Genomic DNA, 19,916 nt, shown 5'->3' with positions numbered 1-19,916 from the left:
CCATATGACCGGGCCCATAGCGGCACGAGGGCACCAAGGCAGCACCAGAAAGCCGCGCGAGACAGCGGGATGATCCCGCGGAGATTCGCGCGGCTTAGTTGGAGAAGGTACCAGGAATTTTGCCGACGGCGCGTCAGTGCCGCGGCGTCCAGCGCCTGGGAGCCAGGGGCCCACTCCAGCACGCCCGGTCGCTGCAGGAAGCTACTTCCCGCTGTCCATGTAGTGGATGCAACGGCGGGCCAGGCTCTTGCTCACCCCGGCCTTTTGCGCGATGCGCTTGGCATCGCGGATCGGCACCGGGATGCCCTGGCGTTCAATGACGGTCGCCACCCGCTGCACCGCCCAGGACGGCGGCGCAGCCGGGGGCGCCATTGCGATCCCGCTCATGCAAGGACGCTTTCCCGCAGCTGTGCCGCGCGTCGCGTCTCGGCCACATCCCGATGCAGCTGCTCCACCAGGGTTCCAGCATCCGCATATTCAACTTGCGGGCGCTGGAATTCCAGTAGGCGCACCACCAGGTGCTGACCGTAGAGGTCCCCGGAGAAGCCGAGCAGATGCGCTTCGAGCAGCACCTGCCCGCCGGTGCGGTAGAACGTGGCGCGCCGGCCGATGGACACGCAGGCAGGCACCTGGCGCCCATCGGGCAGCAGCACTTCGGCACCCCACACGCCATCGAGCTGGTCATCTTGCAGCATGGGGATATTCGCGGTGCGGAAGCCGAGTTCTCGCCCGCGGGCGTCTCCGTGCTCGACGATTCCTTCAATGGCATGCATGGGCTATTCCCTCGTGTTGGTACTTCGCGGTTCCGCTCAGCGGCCGCGCGGCTGGCCGTTGACCAGCTGCGGAACGCTATCCGGGTTGGCATCCTGCAGCTGTGCCGGGAGCAGATGCTGCGGGAAGTTCTGGTAGGCCACCGGGCGCACGAACCGCTCGATCGCGGCGGCACCGACCGAGGTGGTCCCCACCGCGGTGGTGGCCGGGTAGGGGCCGCCATGCTGCTGGGCGTAGGTCACCGAAACCCCGGTGGGCCACTGGTTCCACAGCACGCGTCCGGCCTTGTTCGCCAGCACCGCGACCAGCTCTTTGACGCGGTCGCCTTCTTCGCCGTGGATGGTTGCGGTCAGCTGGCCCTCGAAGGTCTGCGCCGCAGCCACCAGCTGCTGCTCGGAGTCGTATTCCACGACCAGTGCAGTCGGCCCGAAGCACTCGGCCTGCAAGGCCTGCGGATCTGCCAGCAGCTCGTCGATGCCGGTGATCAGCAAGGTGGGCGAAGGCTGCTCGCCCAGCGGTTCGCCGCCCTGCGCGAGCACCTCGACACCGGGGTGCGCGGACAGCTGGTCCAGCACCTGCCCGTAGCCTTCGCGGATGCGCTGGTTCAGCAGCCCGGCCCCAGCCGGGAGCGCGGCCTCGGACAGCAACGGGCGCAAGCCCGAGCCGCGCGGGATGAACAGCGTTCCGGGCTTGGTGCACAGCTGCCCGGCGCTGGTGGTGAAGGAGCCGATGAAATCGGCGACGATCTGCTCGCCGCGCACGCTGGCAGCCTGCTCGGTGACGAACACCGGGTTGTTGCTGCCCAGCTCCCCGTAGAAGGGAATTGGTTCATCGCGGGAAACAGCCAGGTCCATCAGGGCCCGGCCCCCGGGGATGGAACCGGTGAATCCTGCGGCCTTGATCCGCGGATCCAGCAGGACGGTGCGCCCGGCTTCGGTTCCGAAGACGACCTGGAATAGCCCGTCTGGCGCGCCAGCCCCAGCCAAGGCATCGTTGACCACCTGGGCGGTGAGCCGCGAGAGTTCCAGATGCCCATGGTGCGCCTTGACGATGACCGGGTTGCCCGCCGCCAGCGCCGAGGCGCTGTCGCCGCCGGCCACCGAGAAGGCGAAGGGGAAGTTGCTGGCCGCGAAGACCACGACCGGACCGAGCGGAATGCGGGTGCGCCGCAGATCCGGGCGGGCGGCTCCCATGGGCCACTGCGCATCGGCATGGTCGATGCGCGCGTCGAGGTATCCGCCATCGCGCAGCAGTTCCCCGAAGAAGCGCAGCTGGAAGGTGGTGCGCTTCAGTTCCCCGCGAAGGCGCAGCTCGGGCAGGTTGGTCTCGGCCATGGCTACCGGAACCAGCTGGTCCGCGGCGGCATCCAGCGCATCGCCCACGACGTCCAGGATTCCGGCTCGCTGGGCCGGGCTGGTAGCGGCCCAGGTGCCGAAGCTGTCCTGCGCGGCGGCAAGATAGGCTTCCAGCTGCCCGGTGGTGGTGTTTTCGGTAGTTGGCGCAATGCTCAGGGACATTTTCAAGCTCTTTTCTGCTCTGTGGAGCGGTTCAGGAATGCGTGGCGGAACTAGGTTCCGGCGTGTAGTCGAAGGAGATTTCTCCCCAGCCTTCGAAGCGGCCGGTGACCGCCGTGCCGGGGACCATCTTCTCGGCGGCCAGGCAGCTGCCGGGCAGGATGAATTGGCCGGCCTTCAGGGTCACGCCGTATTCGGCGATGCGCCGGCATAGCCAGGCGATGGCCGATACAGGATTGCCGTGGATGGCGTTGGTGTTCCCGCGGGCCACTTCTTGGCCGTCGAATTCAATGCAACCGGGCTGGTTCGCGAGATTGACCTCGGAGAGCTTGCGCGGCTGCCCGCCGAGAATCACCCCTCCCACCGAACCGTTATCGGCCAGGGTGTCGAACAGGCCAATCTTCCAGTCCTTAATCCGGGAGTCGATGATTTCCAGTGCGGGCACCACGAAGTCGGTGGCGGCCATGACGTCCGCTGCGGTGACATGCTTGCCGCCCAGGTCCTTCTTCAGCACGAAGCCAGGTTCAAGATCAATGAAAGGCTCTATGAAGTCGGCGGCGCTGATCGGCAGGTTCTCCGGGTAGAACTGGCTGGCCAGCAGGTAGCCGTAGTCCGGTTCATCCACCCCGAACTTGCTCTGCATGGCCTTGGCGATGTTGCCCAGCTTGAAGCCGGAGATGCTGTCTCCCGCTTCGACATTCAGCCGGATGATCTCCTGCTGCACGCGGAAGGCATCGGCCACCGTGGGGCCTGCGGAATGATCGATCAGGCTTTCCAATGGCTGGCGTGATTCCTTGGCGGAAATCAGGCGCTGGGCAGTCTGGGTAATGTTGATTGGCAAAGGGATCTCCATCCTCACCTCGGGCGGCACGGGCCGCCGGAATGTCTTGGGCAGACGGGGCGGCGGCTTGCCTGCCGCCCCGTCGCTGCTGCTTGCTACTTCTTGATCCGCTGGTCGCCCAGGTGCCAGATGCTCATGGCCGAAAGCATTTCGCGTGGATCCCAGACCACCGATTCTTCGGTGACCTTGCCATCGCAGTGGCTGATGAAGGTCGCGCCGGTCACGGTCACCGTGCGGCCGGTCGGCGGGACGCCCATGAATTCGCCGGTGTGCACCCCGGTGCTGCGCCAGTGGATTGCTGCCAGGTTGTCATCCTCGATAGCCCGCAGGATTTCCATGTTGAAGTCGCTGAAGGCCTGGTGGGATTCGGTGATCTGGTTCAACAGGTCATCGATGCGCTCTTCGCCGGTCTTGGAGTAGCGCACGTAGTCTTCGGATACCAGATCCGCGAAAGCCGCGGTATTGCCCTTGCTCCACGCCTCGGTCCAGGCGGAGGTGATGCGTTCCAGGATTGATGCCATGATGCTAGGCCTTTGCAGTTGGGGCCGGTGCCGGCCAAAGGTTGAAATCTCCGAATTTTCCGCCGCGGAAGAGCAGCGCTTCGCGCTCTGTGGCTTCCATGGTTTCCACTCCACCGACAATCATGTAGTGGTCTCCGGCAACGACTTCCGAGAGCACTTCGCAGTCGATCCAGGCCGAGGCGCCGGCGATGCGCGGGGTGCCGTTGGCACCGATCTCGTAGTCGATGCCCTCGAACTTGTCCACGCCCTTGCGGGAAAGCGCCCGGCTGACCGGAAGCTGCTCGGTGGACAGGATGTTCGCGGTGAAGCGGCCCAGGGAGCGCAGAGTCGGCCAGGTGCTCGAGCCCTTGTCGACGCAGAAGGTGACCAGTGGCGGTTCCAGCGACAGGGACATGAAGGTTCCCACGACGAAGCCCATGGGCTTGCCGGCGGCGGTCATGCCGGTGATGGCGGTGACGCCGGTGGGCAGGGCGCCGAAGACCTTGCGGTATTCGGCCGGATCAATCCCCGTGTTCTGCGGGGTCACAATGATGGACATGGGGAACTCCTAGCTGGCTTGTGCGGTGGTCTGCTGGTTCAGTGCTGCGCCTGGGTGGTCCAGGGGCAGCCGGGCGTTGCCTTCTCCGAAGAGCGTCTCGCGCAGGGTGGACCCGGCGAAGGAGGTGCGCATGGCGCCTCGGCGCTGCAGTTCGGGAACGACGAATTCGGCGAAGTCCTTGATGTCCTGGAACTTGATGGCATTGGCCAGGTTGAAGCCGCTGGCCCCGGTCTGCTCCATCCAGGAAATCAGCTCATCCGCGCAGGTTTCCGGTCCGCCCACGATGACTGGCGAGGTGCCGCCGATGCCGATGTACTCGGCGATGTCGCGGGTGGTCCAGTCCTTGGACGGGTCCATCTTCAGGAAGAAGTTCAGCATGGTCTGCCCGGCGTTCGTATCGATCTCCTTCAGCGGGACATCCGGGTCGAAGGCCGACAAGTCCACCCCGGCCCAGCTGCTGTAGCGGGCCATGGCCCCGTCGTAGGAGACCAGCTTGAGGTACTCCTCGTATTTGGCCTGCGCCTCTTCATCGGTGGCAGCGCTGATGACGGTGATCATCTGCAAGGTGGCGATGCTCTCCGGGTTGCGCCCGAATTCCAGCGCCTTGGCCTTCAGCCCGTCGACCTGCTTCTTCAGCGCTTCCTTGGTCATCGCATTCAGGAAGACAGCCTCGGCTGTCTTGGCGGCCAGGGCCACGCCGCGCGGGGATCCGCCAGCCTGGAAGATCACCGGGGTGCGCTGCGGCGAAGGTTCGCACAGGTGGATGCCCGGAACGCTGAAGTGCTCGCCCTGGTGCTCGATATTGTGCACGCGGCTGGGGTCCACGTAGGTGGAGGTCGAAGCGTCGCGCAGCACTGCGTCCTCGTCCCACGAAGTCTCCCAGAGCTTCATGGCCACGGTGATGAATTCCTCGGCGCGGGCGTAGCGGTCGTCGTGGGCTTCGGCGGCTTCGAGCCCGGCGATGTTCCGCGCTGCGCTGTTGGTGTAAGAGGTGACTACGTTCCATCCCACCCGGCCATCGGTCAGGTGATCCAGCGTGGAGAACTTGCGGGCCAGCTTGTACGGGGCGTCGTAGGCGGTGGAGGAGGTGACGCCGAAGCTCAGGTTCTTGGTTACCGCGGCCATGGCTGGAATCAGGTATGAAGGATCATTGGCCGGGATCTGAGCGGCGTCCTTCAGGGAATCGTTCACCGAGCCCTTGTAGGTCTCGTGGTAGCCGTCGTTGTCGGCAAAGAAAATCCCGTCGAAGCAGGCAGCTTCGAGCAGTTTCGCGTATTCGACCCAGTAGCCAAGCGACTTGTATTCACCACCCCGGTCCTTCGGGTGGCGCCAGGTGCCAGCGGAAAGATGCGCCGGGCCGTTGAAGTCGAACGCGAAAACGCGCATCTCTTTTGTCATGTTGAATCCCTTCAATATGTTCACTAGATGAACTATGTGTTTATTCAGTGATCACAGACTAGGGTGTCGAAGGCCACACCGTCAAGCGGTAAAGGAGTTCTATTTCACATGGATCGGCAATTGTGACAAGCAAGCTCGCAGGCGGGCTTTGCAGCAAAAGCCAGCCGCTTCCGATTCCTCCACGTCACTTCGCGTACGCGTGGGTTGAAGGCATGAAATCTGGTGACGCCAAGAGAATGTTGGTGCGAGGAGGAACCAGCGGAGCAGCCGGCGCAGTTCTCTCGATGAGCTGACCTACGACTGCGTTTTTACCTTGGTTTGGGACTAATTCCTTGCAGGCCGGAATGATGACTCTGCACGCTAAGTCCAGTAATGGCTGACCGAGAAGACGAGTACCCACAATCCACCGGGGCAGAAGGGTGTGAATTCACCGTACGGCGTGCACGGCGCAGAAACTTGGTCACTCCGGAGAGCACCGGGAAGAGGCTTGGCCTAAACGCGGGAGCCTGTCCCGCAGCAGAAAAATTGCTACGACAGCTGGTGCACCCTGTGCGCGGTGGACAACATGAACCGCTCATCATGGGATGAGAACAGCACTGCTCCCCCGCGCTCGAGTACCGAATCGATTGCCTCGTGCAGGCAATGCAGCCCAGCCATATCCAGCGCCTCGGTTGGTTCATCAAGAAGGAGCAGCTGCGGTTCGCGCACCAGCACGGTGGCCAAGGCAACGAGTCGGCGGGCCGAAGCCGGCAGTTCATAAGGATGGGTCTGCGCATAGGATTCCAGGCCCAGCTGTTCAAGCACCAACGGCACACGGGCGCGTTGGATGCTCTTCTTGGGAAGGCCGAAGGCGACCTCCCGGGCTACCGTACGTTCGAAGAGCTGGTCCGAAGGATTCTGTAGGAGCATTCCGGCATCAGCTGTCACCCGCACCTTTCCGGCAGCTGGCTTGATCAGCCCTGCGGCGGCTTTGAGCAGCGTGGTCTTGCCCGTTCCGTTGGCGCCGGCCAGCCCCACGCATTCACCGGCTCGGACTTCGAGGTCAAGGCTGGAGAGGACCGGGGCGCTGGCGCCTTTGTATCCGAGTTGCACGCCGGAAAAGCCCACCAAGGGCTTTGCAGATGCAGCGGGGACAGTTGGTCTTTTTGACTTGGAAAGCAACGCAGTGGTTGCAGCGCCTGCAGTTGCCCGCTGCAAAGTACCGTCCGCCAAGTTCCACAGTGAATCCGCTTCTGCGTCCCATGCTTCTGTCGTCCGGCTCAGCACCACAAGTGCAGTGCCTTCAGCACGCAACCTGGTGATCATCGAGGTCACGGCCTGAGTTGCCTTGGAATCCAACCCGGCCAACGGTTCATCGAGCACAATGATGGAAGGTTTGGCTGCGGACAACGCGGCCAGTGCGACCAGGCGTTCTTGGCCTCCTGAAAGCTTGGCGGGATCGCGTTCAAGCAGATGTTCCAGGGACAGCCGCGTGGATAGCTCGGCGATGAGCTCTGCCATCTCTTCACGGGGCATTCCTTCGTTCTCCCGCGCGAAGACCAGCTCTTCTGCAACCGTCTGGCGAATCCCCGAGAGGTAGAGCCCGGCATCTTGGGGCAACAGTCCCACGTGCTTGGCCCAGCCTGCGACGTCGATTCGTGGCGAATGCTCCGGAGAATAATCGATCCGTTGCCCCGCCAGGGTGACCGTTCCCTCGCATTGGTCCGCTCCTGGCCGCGGAAGCATGCCAGCGAGTACTCCGCCCAGCGTGGACTTTCCGGATCCAGAGTCGCCGGCAATGACAGTCAGGGAACCCGGGGAGAATTCCAACTCGATCTCGCGCAAGGCCTCGGCGTGCGCCTCGGAGTAGCTGAAGCTTCCCAGCCTGAGGTGCAGCGCCGCGGTGGTTCCGGCAGGTGCACGGTGTTCCATATCCATCATGAGGCTCCCCCGAGTGGCACCAGAATCGCTACCGGCACCAGCACCGAACAGAGCAGGGCAACCCAGCGGACGCCCCTTTGGATCTGCGAGTCCGCGACGTGGCGCAATCTGCTGTGCTCACCGCGGGCGGGGAAACCGCGCGCGGCCAGATGCACCGAACGGTCATGGGCATCTTGCACCGAGGAGAGCACCAGCGGTACTGCTCGCAGCCTCAGGCGCTGCAGCCAGCCGGCCAAGCCCCGGCCGGTTCCTGCTTTCCGCAAGGCCTGGGCTTGGCCAATGGCATGCTGCTTTTCCATCATCTGCGGAAGAAGGAACAGCGTGGATGCCAACAGGTATCCCGCCTGCGGCGGAGCCGGAGACAAGTCGATAGCTGCCACCAGCTGGTGCTTGTCGATCAGCAGACCGCAAAGCAAACCCGCCACCACCAGCACGGCGGTGCGTAAGGCCAGGGCCATGGCGATCTCCGCTCCCCCAAGCGTCAGGCTGACTGGCCCCCATGCGGCGATCACCGCCGACGAATCCTGTGAAGCCAGTCCATGGATCATCAGCAAGGACAGGAGGGTCGGGAGCATGATGGCACCGCTGAGCGCCGCGAGTTTGCGGGCCTTGCCCGCAACTGCGCCAATGGCCAGGCAAAGCGCTATTACCGCGCAGCTCAGCCACCAGCGGCTGGCAGCCGTGGCCACCGAAACGGTGAGCACGGCTAGGCAAAGCACGGTAAAAGGATGCAACTCAGCGATGCGGCGCTTCATAGGTGGCCTACTTGTTTCCGCTCTTGCCCAGCACCTTGTAGCGGCGGATGAATTCGAAAGAACCGCTCAAGCGCTTCGGCAAGGCGAAGACCAGTAACGCCGCGATGAGGAAGACAATTGCCTTGTCTCCCGGGTCAGAGATCAGGGCCTGTTTGGTGACCGCGGAGAGCAGCGAATCCCCCATGGAGCGGAAGGCCGCAACCACTGCGCCGGTACCGACACCCGAGGTGCCGCCGTAGACGAAGGCAGCCACCGGGGAGGAGACTACGCCAACCAGTACACCGGAAACCAGGCCCGCGATTGGGGCAAGGTATGGCCGGCGCAGGGCGCCGTAGCGAGCGGCGGTTCCCGCAAGGAAACCGACCAGTGCGGCTCCGGCAGCGAACGGCAAAACGGTGGGGGCAAACAGCGACCAGATCAGCGTGCTGAGCACACCGGTGGCGGCACCAGCACGGCGGCCGGCCAGAAAGCCCACCAGAACAGTACCGATGGAATCCAGGTAGAGCGGGACCATGACGGACCCGACGAATTGGCCCAGGATGATGTTCAGTGCCAGCGCGACCGGGATCAGTGTCAGGGCGGAGACCGGCAGATCCGGCAGCACAGCGAGCAGCAGCAGGACGGCTGCAATCAGGTAGGCAGCGAAAGTTGCCAAGGCAACTCCCTGGCCCAGGCCCTCGACGATTCCCGCGGGTTGGGTGATGACCAGGAACAGGTAGGTTCCGACGAGCAACAGGGTTCCAGCTGCGCCGAGCACCCTGCGGCGCAGGAGCTGGGTCGCTGATGCTTCGGGCAAAAGAAGGTTCGGTGACATGATGAGGCAATCCTGGGGATACGAGTTTGGCTGCGCGCAGGATTGCTCCCGCAACGCGCGAATGGCGGGTCTATGTCACCTCGACCCGGTAGACGATTCTAGCCCACCTGCCTGCGCTCAGGAATTCTCGTTGAGTTTCCTTGCCAGCGCACCGAGGCGCTGGACCAGTTCGGCAAACCCTGCTTCGGGGTCATTTGCGACGACCACCTGGGCGTTCGCCGGCTTGCCCCACAGTCCGCGGAAATCGGCCACGGTGGTACCAAAGAGCAATTGCGATTCTGTCTCTACGTCCACCGTTGCGAGGCGGGTTTGGTACTCAAGCGTCCCCGCGGCGACACCAGCGGCAAAGTAGTCGTGCACGTGGGCAATGTAGCCCTGGTCGTATTTCCTGTGGAATTCGAAGTAGAAGCGCAGGGCATCGGAGAGATAGCGCACCAGCGGACTGGAGGACTTGCTCAACGTCCCCTCCGGGTCGCTGGCCTGGACTATTTCCGGTTCATCGCATCCAGCTTCAATGGAGAGCTTCGTCAGGAACTCCGGCTGCATTTCGAAGCGCTCCGTGGTGTCCAGAGAGCAGACAATCGGCAACTTCGAGGAGTCCAATCCTTGTTCAGAGGCAGCAGAGTAGGCAGCAAATACTTCCTTTGCGGCGTGCGGGTCTACGTGTGTGTTCCACTCGGCCGTCGGTGTTGTATTCCCTTGGTAGTAGAAAGCACCGCCCATGATCACTACCTTGCGCAGCAACCAGGGAAGTCTAGGTTCTTCGCGTAGCGATAGTGCGAAGTTAGTCAACGGGGCGCTGAGCAGGACCGTCAGCTCTCCGGGGTTAGCTCGGGCTGCTTCAATCCAGTAGTCCACTGCGCCAACATCTGTTGAAGATTCGGATTCTGAATCTGGAAGAGTCGCGTAACCAACACCTTGCGTACCGTGAGTTTCCGGTGTGGTCACCAGCGAAATCTGCAGAGGCTCCCGTGCACCAATGAGTACCGGAACTTCGGGGCGGCCGCAGAGCGCCAACAGAGCTCGATTATTCGCAGCGACTTGTTCGACGTCGACATTTCCAGGCGTGCTGGTGAGGGCCTCTATCTTTACGTGGTCGCAGGCGCACAGGAACGCGAGCGCCAAGGCATCGTCGATACCTGTGTCGTTATCAATTAGAAGACGAATCTGTGGTTCGCCTTCATCCCGTTCCGCATCGGATCGTACTGCATTCAATCGCACTCCTAGAAGCTCTAGAAAATCATCGGCCAGACTACGTCAGGTTTACATTCGGGCTCAAATAGTCGTACAGAGCGTTGTCGATCGCTTTCTCAAAATGCAGGTTCATCGTGACAACGTCAAGCTGCTCTTGGTTCTTTCCAGACATGTGAGTCTGCTCGGCATTACGTGAATCGGCCTGGCCTAAGTAAAAGAATTCGGTACCTTCCGCATCGTCTTTCTTAACGAAGACGTACAGATCAACCTCGTTATCCACTATTCGCCGGACTTCATCGCTCTGTAGCGTTCGCCTTGATCGCGTGAACCATCGCAGATGGGAAGGATCAACCAGTTCATCCTGGTACGCGGTACTAGCCGAGATATCGTCAGATTTGTGCAGCGTCACAAAAATCGGGCAGGTCTTCGATTCTGGGTCGACTTTGTACCCGTAAAGCGTCGAAGTCCACTTTCGTGGCAGTCCCAGAAGACGTGTCACTTCCTTTCGGGAATACTGTCCTCCAACGATAAACGGATCTCCAGCAACATACCGGTCTCGCACTAGGGCCATGCCCGTTTGTATGATGTCGTCCACTTCGTTGGTGAATGCACGGTGTGAACGATATGAACTGAGAAAACCAGGATCAGCCGATATGGACTCTCCATCGATGTTCGCCAAGCGAATTCCATATCGACTTTGATCAACTTGTCCGTGATTAGCAAGATTCAGAGTTTCTACGGTGCTCATCAATTCGCGATGGGCCGCGTCGATTCCTTCGTTGAGGAGCGCTGCTTGGAATTGGGGCAAGGTTACCGACCCGTGTGAAAGCAACTCACGGACAAGCACGAACTCATGAATTCTCTTCGACGTCAGGACTTCATGCGATAGTAGTGACAACGCTTTGAGCTCATCCTGGCTAAGCTCATGATCAATCCGCAAAAGACTCTTGACCAACGCTGGATAGTTTTCCTTCTTCGTTGCCAGCAATACCGGATCGACCGATTCAAATCGATAAAAATCAAAGAGCTTCGGTGCGCGTCCGACGCGGTTCTGCATCGACTGCATCGCACCGCGGAGCTTTTGAATGCTGTCCAGAGCAGTTGTACGGATGGAATCAAGTACACGCTGCTGCGAGACCTTATCGAATCGAACACTCGATAACCCTGCAAGTACGCCCGCCTGTTCGGTGGAAATAAGCTTCTCTTTCAGCGACTCTTTGTTCAGCGATTCATCGCCGAAAAGCGCGATCGGGATCATGTAGTTGTTCGCGTAGTTGCCAATGAAGTCGATCACCACCAAGTAGTCCTTCATCGGTGCTTTACGCAAACCGCGTCCAAGCTGCTGCACGAACACTATGGCCGATTGCGTTTGGCGAAGCATCACAACCTGATTCACTGTGGGGATATCCACCCCCTCATTGAAGATGTCGACGGTGAGGATGTAGTCGAGTTCTCCGCGTTCCAGCTGCCCAACTACTCGTTCTCGCTGTTCCACGGAATCGTCACCGCTGAGACTCACCGTCCGCAAAGTTTTCCCTCGCAGTTGCTGCTGGTTCAGCGCTGCAGATAGAGCAGCAGCTTCCATTTTACGAGAACAGAAAATAAGCCCCTTCGGGGCAACACCCGCCTGCCCATATTTAGCCAGCGCGTCAATAATGTGGTGAACACGGTCCGCCGTAACTAGATGTCCCAGATCATCTGTGCTGTCTAGGATCGTCTGGTCATCAAGCGTTACGTCGGCTATCCCGTAGTAATGAAATGGGCTCAGCATGTTCTCTTCCAACGCGTGATTCAAGCGAATCTCATACGGCACGTTGTAGTCGAAAAACTCAAAAACATTGAATCCATCGCTACGTTCTGGTGTGGCTGTCAGGCCAAGCAGGAAAGTAGGTTCGAGGTATCCAAGTACCTTCTTGTATGTTGGAGAACCAACGCGATGCGCCTCGTCAACGATGATGTAGTCAAAAGTGTCTGATTGAATTTCGTGCAGCACACTATCTTGGGACAATGTCTGCACCGTTGCGAAAACAAACTTGCGGTCGCTTTGTTTGGAGACACCCGCAAGTTTGCCAAAATCGTTGTAGTCGCTACCGATGACGCGGCGGTACTCTTGGATGGTTTTATCGAGGATCTGCTCGCGGTGAACGATAAATAAGAACCGGCCAGGATGAGCTGCCCGTACTTCCAATGCCGAGAGGATCGTCTTTCCCGTACCGGTAGCCGAAATAACTATGGCCTTCGACGCCCCGCTCGTCCGAACCTGTTCCAGCGCTTTGAGCGCCTCCGTTTGCATCTGATTCGGGAGGATCGGCATGAGCAACTCGGACGACACAGCACTATCCAGCGACTGGCCGCTCACTTCAAGATCTTGTTCAGCCGCTATCGGCAGAAGATGCTCATCAACGTCAGTTCGAGGGGCAGTTGCTACCTTCCGACGTATCGGAGGAGGCGTGTACTGTTCCGCATACGCATCTATCCACCGTTGGCTCAGTGCTTCGGATTCTTCAAGCTGGTTCTGGGTCAACAAAGATAGCTGGTCAGCTAGATCGCTGCCCTCGGATGCAGAAACTTTCAAGTTCCATTCATGATTTTTCACGATGGCGTTACCGGTCAAATTTGAACTTCCGATCATGGCCGTAACCATATTCTCGGTTTTGAAAATATAACCCTTCGGGTGAAAGGCTCCCGCTTTGTGAATTCGAACGTTGATCCCTAGAGTTTCAAGGTTCAGTAACTCGCTAAAAGCCGATGGCGAATTAAAGCCCAAATAGTCGGAGGTGACAATCGTTCCTCGACCCGAAAATTCCACGAGCTCCTGTTTAAGTAAAGCAATCGCATTCGGGGTTACAAAAGCGACGGAGAAAATGAATTCATCACAACGGGCAAGCTCTTCGCGAAGGATGCGCAGAACTGTATTTCCGTCAGCGTTCAATACGACACGAGGGTGGTGATGGCGGCGAGATTGCTGTTTCCCGTCTAAGAATCCAAAAGTGACGTCTCTTGAGAGACCACTACCAAGAACGAGATCAGCGCTAGTATTCACTATGCCGCCTGGATGAGTTCCACCGCTGGAATGTCCGCTGGCGCCCACTCCAGGGACATGAGTTCATCGCGTTTGAGCCACTTTGCATCTTCATGCTCCGTGAGCTTCGGTTCTCCTTCAACTAACTCGCAATAGAAGGTTGTCAGAGTAACAATTCCGAAGTCATATTCATAGGTGGTACTCGTAACTTCATCATCTACTTTGACTGTGCAGAGTAGTTCCTCTCGGATCTCACGTTCGAGTGCTTCGCGAGGAGTTTCTTTTGGCTCGATTTTGCCACCAGGGAATTCCCACATGCCGCCGAGACTTCCATTTAGGCCTCTTTGAGCGCAGAGGATTTCATCATTCCTGATGATAACGGCACCAACAACATTGATTTGCTTCTTCAAGCTAATTCTCCTCTGACGTAGATCTCGAATAACGACTTCCGATAGTTGCGATCCTATCGGTCTGTTCAGACGGAATCACACTGGACCGCATGCTGAACGTCTTCGAGCATGTATTTTCCGCCTCCATTTATTTATCGCGCAATCAGGTGGACTTCACTCACCAAACGTTTGAAAGCAGAACAAGATTTACTCGATAAGTTGGTGCAGAGCGTCGACGACGCCTCTGACAGACTATTGCTGAAGGGACACAGCCCCGAAGCTACGAGTAGGACCTACTTCCCTAGGTTTTCACCGGAACAACCCACTCGTTGCTTATTGGTCTACTCGAAGAAGTCCTCATCGATGTCCACGACATCGTAGCTTCTCTCAATTTGGACGCCAACGCGGTACTTAATCATGAGAGAGACTAGGCGATTTCCGTCGATCAGAATAGTGCGAGTCGGGATGCCGGACGCATAGTCTTTGGCATGCTGGGTAAAGGCACTAGTCGTGATGAACACGCCCTTGGTTGCCGAAACCCCATGTAGGGCGCCTACGAATGCCTGGATCGTTTCTCGGCCAATGTTGCTTCCTTCGGCGTATCTCTTCGCCTGCACATAGATTCGGTCAAGGCCCAGTGCATCCTGGTCAATGACACCGTCCACTCCGCCGTCCCCCGAACCGCCAATACGACGACCACGTTGTTCGGCTCCTCCGTAACCCATCGCCAGCAATAGTTTGACCACAGCTTCTTCGAAGAAGTCTGGGTGACTTTCTCGCAGACGCTTAAGGAGGGAATCCCCGACGTCGGATGTTATCCGGTTAATACCGGCTTCAATTTGCTCAATTGGATCTGCAACATCAGTTACGACGAGTTCAGTTGCTTCCACCGACTGCGTCTTCTGCACCTGCGGCCAAAACTCAGCGAAAATCAGATTGGCTTCGGAGAAACTACGAATGCCCTCCGGATGTTCAGCAAGCCACTGTCTGCCTTTATCAGTAATCCTGTAGTTCGCCCGTTTAGGCCGCTCAATCCACCCTGCCTTGAACAGGTTGCTGATGGCCCACCCAATACGCTGAACGGAGCGAAGCCCACCAGAGTTGAGAGTCTCTGCTCGGGCAGCCACAGACAAGTCGGCGGCGTCTATAGTGCGGCTGACCATATCACGCCTGTGTAGAGTCTCCCCTGAATCAAGTACTTCGAGAACATACCTTAATAAATGAGGCCAGATGGGAACTTCCGATTCAACGGTCTCATCCAAGCTTTGGGTCATCTAGTTTCTCCTCGTTAAACCTGAACTGGTTATTAGCAGACAGTGAATATCCATCATAGGACCGGGTAACGACAGGCAGTAACTCTTCAGACACTTCGACTAGGCACTACAGCCCAAGGTCCATGGCGCAGGCAACCTCAAGTTTAATGTTGTTTACACTTTGACATCGTCCGCCGACCCGGCAGGCCAGCTTCGTACGTAATTCACCAGGTGCAACGGCATTTGCTGCTTCTCACCTCGGCCGAAGACTATGCCTGCCCTAGACACAAGGGCACAACAGCGCAGATGCAACGACAAGTGACTTCCGTCCGCGAGTGCCGTCGAGGTAAGGGCCTCCCAATGCTTTGCTTACATTAGCATTGGCATCCGTACTTCAAATGCAGTGGCCACACGCTGTATGTCTTCGCATTCAAGGCTCCGCTGCCCAGATCCACTAATGCCTGCGCACCAGGCATAACGTGCCCTGGCAAGCGCCTGTCCACGTATTCAGGGAGGCGACGCAGTCCGTGCGAGGCGTACCCCGCCGATTTCGAAGTAATCAGCTTGCCTACCATGTACTCAGCGTCCGTCTCGGACGCGCCAACAGCCTATATACAAACGACCCTGAAGCGGTTCAATCGAACCGGTGGGCTAGTCATCGCGGTGAGCTGGTTAGACATGGATTTCTTGGGATCGCTGGATGCTCCGTGCATCATAGTTGGACTCATGGACATAGAAAGGCTCGCTTGACTATTTTCTGAACAGAAGCGAAGTGCAAGTTTGAGGCATTGAAATTGTTATGATCTAGGAGGGGACAGAGGGGACACATCATGGCGCGTATAGGAAAGACAGAAATTGTCGATGAGCTACATTCTCTTGGATATTTCGGACTACAAGCCATCGGCCTTCTCCTAAAGCTCACGGAGGAGGAACTGCGAAGATTTCCAGCATTAACTTCAGACGGGGTGAATGACGCTGAGGACTATGCTCAAAGTTTCTTTCTTGCGTGTGGCTTGCCTCTAACAACGGCAGTTAGTTTAGAAGCAGCAGACGATGAAGTTCTAGGACGCATGTTTCGGCGCTGGTTACGCAATTGGCTGGTGGACCAAAACACCGAAACGGCAATGGGTGCCTTGCGCGACCGGCTCGAGAAGAGGCTCGATCGTGACCCGAGATTCCAGCGTTCGCCCGTTCAACATTTCTGGTTTCTGAGTGGCGAACTTGCAGAGGCAGGCACCGATGACGTCACTACACTTAGTACAGTTGCCCGTCGGGTCCACGTGACCTATTATCCGGAGCCGCCGGGAGGAAAACGACGCGCGCAGCTGGGGAAAACCGGTGAGCTAGAAAATCTTCTAAAAGAGCTCTTAGTCTCGGCACGGGGCAGTTTACACATCAGCACTCTTGTAGCAGTCGTCGCGAATCGTTTTCCCCACGTTCTAGACCCACATACCATTTACCCTGACGAAGGCGAAAACACATCGATAGAGTCGGTTGCGGATCCGAATCCGTCACCTTTGACTGAATTGATGCAAGAAGACGAAGATGAAAATTTTGGTTTGCTGGCCGAAGTCGCCTTCAGGCAACTCACGCAGGAGGAGAAAGAACTCGTGCTTGTTCTGGATGATCTCAAAGAAGCCATGAAACTGCTTGGTCTCCAGCGCAGTTCTGCTTCGCTCCGCATCTCACGTTTCAAGTCGCGCCTGATCGAAATTGCTGGAAACGATTCAAATAGCCGAGAAATTCTCCGAAGGATTATCGGACTATGCAACCTCTCATATCATCCGGAAACCGGGGTGGCGATGGACAACACGGGGTTTGTCCCGTCAACACAAGGTGGAGGACTAAACCTATGAATAAATCACCCAGCGCAGCAAACCGTTTACTTGAGCTAGCGAAGATCACCACCACACCACCGCTTTTGCGATCCGCAGCCGCTGCAACCCCGGATATTGATTCTTCCCAGTATCAAGTCCATAGTGACTTCCTTTGGTGGGCACGATGGGAGGGAAAGAGTGTCCTACTCCTCACCTTGAATGAACCTTCCACACCAAGAACCGTTCGAACAGCCCCGGTAACGATCGAGCCTGGCTTGGAGGACAAGGATTCGGTGGTTCTGGCAGCGGAAGCTTCCGGACTCGGTCTACCGCTGACTGTCTGGATTGGGCTTGCACAAGATGTGCCGATACGCGCCCTTGAACGTCCCCTTGGCCGCGTTACAGCGGACTTCTCATGGAACGATCTTCGACAGAGAATTACCTCGCCGTCCACTGGTTTCAGAGCGGGAACCAATCGATCCGAATCATCCCCCAGTGCAGAAAAACGTGCTGAGCTTGAGGACTTATTGGAAGATTGGGCAGAAGGACTGAAACCTCTGCCATCTGTAGAAAGAACACAGAAATCGCCACAGAAAACCCCCTTCACGTTAAGGCAGGTAGTGGACGCGTTAGCAATTCCCCAACGCCAAGCCATGGATATTGTTCGCGGATCACACAATCTCACCCCGAGCGAAGCTGAAAGACTCGCGGCATTCATCGGTTCCACGCCTGCGGCAATCATGGCAACTGCCGAGCCGCTACCAACCGAACTGCTGCTGGAAATCGAGCAGCCACGCTGGAGGCACCTCGTCATTTCAGAGATGAAACCCGATGAGTCCGATGAAGTGCTACCACAGCTTAGAATTGCCCGACAGGCTTTCGCCCTGGCAGCACGCCAGAGCGGCCAGGGGCAAGACGTGTGGCACCAGCGTCTGAGGACGATCGCACTCGGCTACCAAAGCATTAGCCCGGATGCTAAGGAAAAATTGTGACCAGGTTGTTCGAAAATACTGCTACACAGGTCGAGGGAATGCTGACAGCCCTCGAGCGTTGGCATCCTGGCGCCAGTGTGCGTCTCGCGTCGAATGTTTTCGCCGAAATCGAGTCCTGGGATCAGCTTCGAATAGCTCTGGTTCCGGAAGAAAAGGATGTGCCATCGGACGCAAGGCGAGGTTGTTCCGTTGCTGGAGGATACCTATGGCAGACCAATCCTCCCACGCTAGTAGTGAGCCAATCGATGTCACGGCGTCGCCAACGATTCACTCTTTTACACGAGCTCGGGCACCACATTCAAAGCAACGACATGGAACTCGGCAGCTTCCTGATGGAGTGCGATGAATCCGAAGCATTTGAAGATGCTGCTTGCGATGCCTTTGCCGCTCGCATACTCCTGCCGCCGGAGCTTGTGCGTCAGTCGATGCCAAGTTCGGGTCCTGACGCCAATAGCGTCTTAAATCTCTACCAAAAATCCAAGGCTTCACGTGCGGCAATCTGTGTCCGGCTGGCGTCTGAGCTTAGGACCCCGGGTGTCATTGCCGTGTTCAGCCCAGAAGGCATTGTCAGCTTCGCTGCCGCGCGAGGAACTACCTACCCGCCAGCGAAAGGATCCGACCAGTCAAGCAATGTACTCGTTGCCGCAGCTATGGTTGGATCTCTAGATACTCATGCCATCACCCGGGATAATGCGCGCATAAGCTATTCGACGGGGCGCACCTCGAACCAGCTTTATGGTCAAATCACTTGGTGTGAAGGTTATCTGGTTGCGGTAATGGTCGAGTACAGTGCCTCGTGGAAATCGTTCTCCCCTCCTCGTGAAGGCACTGCGATGGTGTCAAAAACGAGCAGGTGGCAGGACTGTGAAACATGCGGAAGCAATTTCATGATCAAGAGCCGATGCGCATCCTGCGAAGAGCCCCGCTGCGACAACGGCCATTGTGCTTGTACGAGAGCTGCCGAACGGTCCTGCACAGAGTGTTTCGTTCTCAAGCACCCGGCGCAATTTTCCTGCGGCAACGAGGTCTGCCGGGACTGCGCTGACTAACAGTCGGACGAATTCTACGTTGTCCCGTCAGCCATGGTTGAGACGGGAAGGACCCGGCTCTTTAGGAAAGGCGGAGGGCCCTGATGGGAACCACAGCAGATATTTTGGCAGAAATCCGGGTAGATATCGACGCCGATTATGAGGCACTGACCGAAGCTCGCGCTCGGCTGAATTTGGTAAAGAGCGCGGGAATTTCCTACCACGGAGCGCTTCGGACCTACTCGAGCGGTTCCCTTGCAGTTCATACGATGAATGGACCGGTCACGGACGGTGACGGAGGACTAGTGCTGGACCGTCGGTACTATCCACGGCTCGGCCCAGACGGCGGCAACGAGTCACCCCAGAACGTTGTCGAAGACCTTTGTAAGTTCATTGGGCCCATTATCCGCGAGGCATACCCTAAAGCGAAGATCAACACCTCCAAGCGTGGGCCAATGGTCACGTTCGCTGCGCCGGTCAACGATCAGAACCCGACAGTCGACCTGGTAGTTGCACTGACCAGAAAGGAAGGGGAAGGTCTGTGGATTCCGAACCTTGCCAAAGACACTTGGGAACCTTCGGACCCCGAGGCGCATGTTCTCCTCCTCAATTCCGGCGCAACATCTCACCGTTCCATGCGCCGCAAGGTGATCCGGTTGGCCAAAGCGTGGAACAAGCAGTTCACGGTCCCTGGTGTCTCATCGTTCATGCTGTCCGTCTGGGCACACGAATTCATGGAACCCGGCATGGGTGTCCCTGCTGGCCTCCACGCATTGTTCGAAGGAGCAGCTTCCCGCCTCGAGGCTGGACGCTCCACACCTGATCCTGTCGGAGTATCTGCCAACCTCAAACTATTGCTGCCAATTGACAAGGTTCGCCCCCGGCTTCGCAAAGCAGCGGACGCGATCGCCGAGTCGTTGGCCAACGAAGGCGATGACCAAGCAGTACGGGCATCCCTGGCGAAGATTTTCTGGAAATACATCGAAATTCCAGCGTCAGCCAGTCTTGCGGCAGCCGCAGATACTTTGTGGGCAAAAACCCCGATGACGACAACAGCACTGGGCCTAAGCACCGTAAGTGCGACAGTCCCTCCGACGAGAGCTTTCGGTGGTTCGCTGTGACACCCCGCAAAGGCCGACGTCATCCCCC

Annotated in this window: 18 protein-coding genes; 4 read left to right on the top strand and 14 right to left on the bottom strand. The window is 58.1% G+C overall.

Translation table 11 applies throughout. The features are described from left to right. Positions 1 to 201 precede the first annotated feature (201 nt). The 14 genes from AC1Z36_RS04550 to AC1Z36_RS04485 form a co-directional block, all read right to left on the bottom strand. Positions 202 to 387 (bottom strand): hypothetical protein, encoded by a 186-nt coding sequence (locus AC1Z36_RS04550; RefSeq protein ID WP_105659169.1) that lies wholly within the window; start codon positions 385 to 387, stop codon positions 202 to 204. Further along, complete coding sequence (locus AC1Z36_RS04545) at positions 384 to 773, bottom strand: riboflavin kinase (protein ID WP_402696740.1); 390 nt, start codon at positions 771 to 773, stop codon at positions 384 to 386. Before AC1Z36_RS04545 ends, AC1Z36_RS04550 begins: the two co-directional genes overlap by 4 nt. A gap of 36 nt (positions 774 to 809) precedes the next feature. Further along, positions 810 to 2,288 (bottom strand): aldehyde dehydrogenase (NADP(+)), encoded by a 1,479-nt coding sequence (locus AC1Z36_RS04540; protein WP_402696738.1) that lies wholly within the window; start codon positions 2,286 to 2,288, stop codon positions 810 to 812. Between the two features lie 31 nt (positions 2,289 to 2,319). Then, positions 2,320 to 3,126 (bottom strand): 2-keto-4-pentenoate hydratase, encoded by an 807-nt coding sequence (locus AC1Z36_RS04535; protein ID WP_483561755.1) that lies wholly within the window; start codon positions 3,124 to 3,126, stop codon positions 2,320 to 2,322. A gap of 95 nt (positions 3,127 to 3,221) precedes the next feature. Continuing rightward, positions 3,222 to 3,647 carry an ester cyclase gene (locus AC1Z36_RS04530; protein ID WP_332489374.1) on the bottom strand — a complete coding sequence of 142 codons (426 nt, stop codon included), beginning with the start codon at positions 3,645 to 3,647 and terminating at the stop codon, positions 3,222 to 3,224. Between the two features lie 4 nt (positions 3,648 to 3,651). Beyond that, positions 3,652 to 4,185 carry a flavin reductase family protein gene (locus AC1Z36_RS04525; RefSeq protein WP_208294291.1) on the bottom strand — a complete coding sequence of 178 codons (534 nt, stop codon included), beginning with the start codon at positions 4,183 to 4,185 and terminating at the stop codon, positions 3,652 to 3,654. Positions 4,186 to 4,194: 9 nt separating this feature from the next. Then, positions 4,195 to 5,583, bottom strand: a complete 1,389-nt coding sequence (locus AC1Z36_RS04520; RefSeq protein WP_483561754.1) for an LLM class flavin-dependent oxidoreductase — start codon at positions 5,581 to 5,583, stop codon at positions 4,195 to 4,197. Between the two features lie 528 nt (positions 5,584 to 6,111). Continuing rightward, entirely contained in the window at positions 6,112 to 7,503 is a 1,392-nt protein-coding gene (locus AC1Z36_RS04515) for an ATP-binding cassette domain-containing protein (protein WP_483561753.1), read from the bottom strand. Beyond that, positions 7,500 to 8,258: an energy-coupling factor transporter transmembrane component T family protein gene (locus tag AC1Z36_RS04510; protein WP_483561752.1), complete on the bottom strand. Its 759-nt coding sequence runs from the start codon at positions 8,256 to 8,258 to the stop codon at positions 7,500 to 7,502. The genes AC1Z36_RS04515 and AC1Z36_RS04510 overlap by 4 nt, the downstream gene beginning before the upstream one ends. A gap of 7 nt (positions 8,259 to 8,265) precedes the next feature. Continuing rightward, positions 8,266 to 9,072: a glycosyl transferase family 9 gene (locus AC1Z36_RS04505; RefSeq protein WP_105659162.1), complete on the bottom strand. Its 807-nt coding sequence runs from the start codon at positions 9,070 to 9,072 to the stop codon at positions 8,266 to 8,268. A gap of 117 nt (positions 9,073 to 9,189) precedes the next feature. Then, on the bottom strand, positions 9,190 to 10,287 hold the full coding sequence (locus tag AC1Z36_RS04500; RefSeq protein WP_483561751.1) for a nucleoside hydrolase: 1,098 nt from the start codon (positions 10,285 to 10,287) through the stop codon (positions 9,190 to 9,192). 37 nt (positions 10,288 to 10,324) lie between these two features. Beyond that, positions 10,325 to 13,309, bottom strand: a complete 2,985-nt coding sequence (locus tag AC1Z36_RS04495; protein ID WP_483561750.1) for a DEAD/DEAH box helicase — start codon at positions 13,307 to 13,309, stop codon at positions 10,325 to 10,327. Continuing rightward, complete coding sequence (locus AC1Z36_RS04490; protein WP_483561749.1) at positions 13,309 to 13,698, bottom strand: (deoxy)nucleoside triphosphate pyrophosphohydrolase; 390 nt, start codon at positions 13,696 to 13,698, stop codon at positions 13,309 to 13,311. Before AC1Z36_RS04490 ends, AC1Z36_RS04495 begins: the two co-directional genes overlap by 1 nt. A 320-nt stretch (positions 13,699 to 14,018) precedes the next feature. Next, positions 14,019 to 14,951: a restriction endonuclease gene (locus AC1Z36_RS04485; RefSeq protein WP_483561748.1), complete on the bottom strand. Its 933-nt coding sequence runs from the start codon at positions 14,949 to 14,951 to the stop codon at positions 14,019 to 14,021. 809 nt (positions 14,952 to 15,760) lie between these two features. On the opposite strand from AC1Z36_RS04485, the gene AC1Z36_RS04480 reads away from it, so the two are divergent. The 4 genes from AC1Z36_RS04480 to AC1Z36_RS04465 all read left to right on the top strand — a co-directional run bounded on the left by AC1Z36_RS04480 (position 15,761) and on the right by AC1Z36_RS04465 (position 19,888). Next, positions 15,761 to 16,786 carry a hypothetical protein gene (locus AC1Z36_RS04480; protein ID WP_483561746.1) on the top strand — a complete coding sequence of 342 codons (1,026 nt, stop codon included), beginning with the start codon at positions 15,761 to 15,763 and terminating at the stop codon, positions 16,784 to 16,786. Continuing rightward, complete coding sequence (locus AC1Z36_RS04475) at positions 16,783 to 17,739, top strand: hypothetical protein (RefSeq protein WP_441721927.1); 957 nt, start codon at positions 16,783 to 16,785, stop codon at positions 17,737 to 17,739. The genes AC1Z36_RS04480 and AC1Z36_RS04475 overlap by 4 nt, the downstream gene beginning before the upstream one ends. Then, positions 17,736 to 18,788 (top strand): ImmA/IrrE family metallo-endopeptidase, encoded by a 1,053-nt coding sequence (locus AC1Z36_RS04470; protein ID WP_483561744.1) that lies wholly within the window; start codon positions 17,736 to 17,738, stop codon positions 18,786 to 18,788. The genes AC1Z36_RS04475 and AC1Z36_RS04470 overlap by 4 nt, the downstream gene beginning before the upstream one ends. 83 nt (positions 18,789 to 18,871) lie before the next feature. Further along, on the top strand, positions 18,872 to 19,888 hold the full coding sequence (locus AC1Z36_RS04465; protein ID WP_483561743.1) for a hypothetical protein: 1,017 nt from the start codon (positions 18,872 to 18,874) through the stop codon (positions 19,886 to 19,888). Positions 19,889 to 19,916: the final 28 nt, after the last annotated feature.

This window comes from Glutamicibacter sp. BS14 (genome assembly GCF_056934375.1).
Note: the sequence above shows the minus strand (reverse complement) of the source record. Positions and strands in the feature narration are given on the sequence as shown.

Excerpts from the sequence above, each read along its gene's own strand:
- AC1Z36_RS04545 (WP_402696740.1), bottom strand. The coding sequence starts at position 773 with ATGCATGCCATTGAAGGAATCGTCGAGCACGGAGACGCCCGCGGGCGA.
- AC1Z36_RS04480 (WP_483561746.1), top strand. The coding sequence starts at position 15,761 with ATGGCGCGTATAGGAAAGACAGAAATTGTCGATGAGCTACATTCTCTT.
- AC1Z36_RS04540 (WP_402696738.1), bottom strand. The coding sequence starts at position 2,288 with ATGTCCCTGAGCATTGCGCCAACTACCGAAAACACCACCACCGGGCAG.
- AC1Z36_RS04520 (WP_483561754.1), bottom strand. The coding sequence starts at position 5,583 with ATGACAAAAGAGATGCGCGTTTTCGCGTTCGACTTCAACGGCCCGGCG.
- AC1Z36_RS04530 (WP_332489374.1), bottom strand. The coding sequence starts at position 3,647 with ATGGCATCAATCCTGGAACGCATCACCTCCGCCTGGACCGAGGCGTGG.
- AC1Z36_RS04475 (WP_441721927.1), top strand. The coding sequence starts at position 16,783 with ATGAATAAATCACCCAGCGCAGCAAACCGTTTACTTGAGCTAGCGAAG.
- AC1Z36_RS04550 (WP_105659169.1), bottom strand. The coding sequence starts at position 387 with ATGAGCGGGATCGCAATGGCGCCCCCGGCTGCGCCGCCGTCCTGGGCG.
- AC1Z36_RS04485 (WP_483561748.1), bottom strand. The coding sequence starts at position 14,951 with ATGACCCAAAGCTTGGATGAGACCGTTGAATCGGAAGTTCCCATCTGG.
- AC1Z36_RS04465 (WP_483561743.1), top strand. The coding sequence starts at position 18,872 with ATGGGAACCACAGCAGATATTTTGGCAGAAATCCGGGTAGATATCGAC.
- AC1Z36_RS04510 (WP_483561752.1), bottom strand. The coding sequence starts at position 8,258 with ATGAAGCGCCGCATCGCTGAGTTGCATCCTTTTACCGTGCTTTGCCTA.
- AC1Z36_RS04525 (WP_208294291.1), bottom strand. The coding sequence starts at position 4,185 with ATGTCCATCATTGTGACCCCGCAGAACACGGGGATTGATCCGGCCGAA.
- AC1Z36_RS04505 (WP_105659162.1), bottom strand. The coding sequence starts at position 9,072 with ATGTCACCGAACCTTCTTTTGCCCGAAGCATCAGCGACCCAGCTCCTG.
- AC1Z36_RS04515 (WP_483561753.1), bottom strand. The coding sequence starts at position 7,503 with ATGATGGATATGGAACACCGTGCACCTGCCGGAACCACCGCGGCGCTG.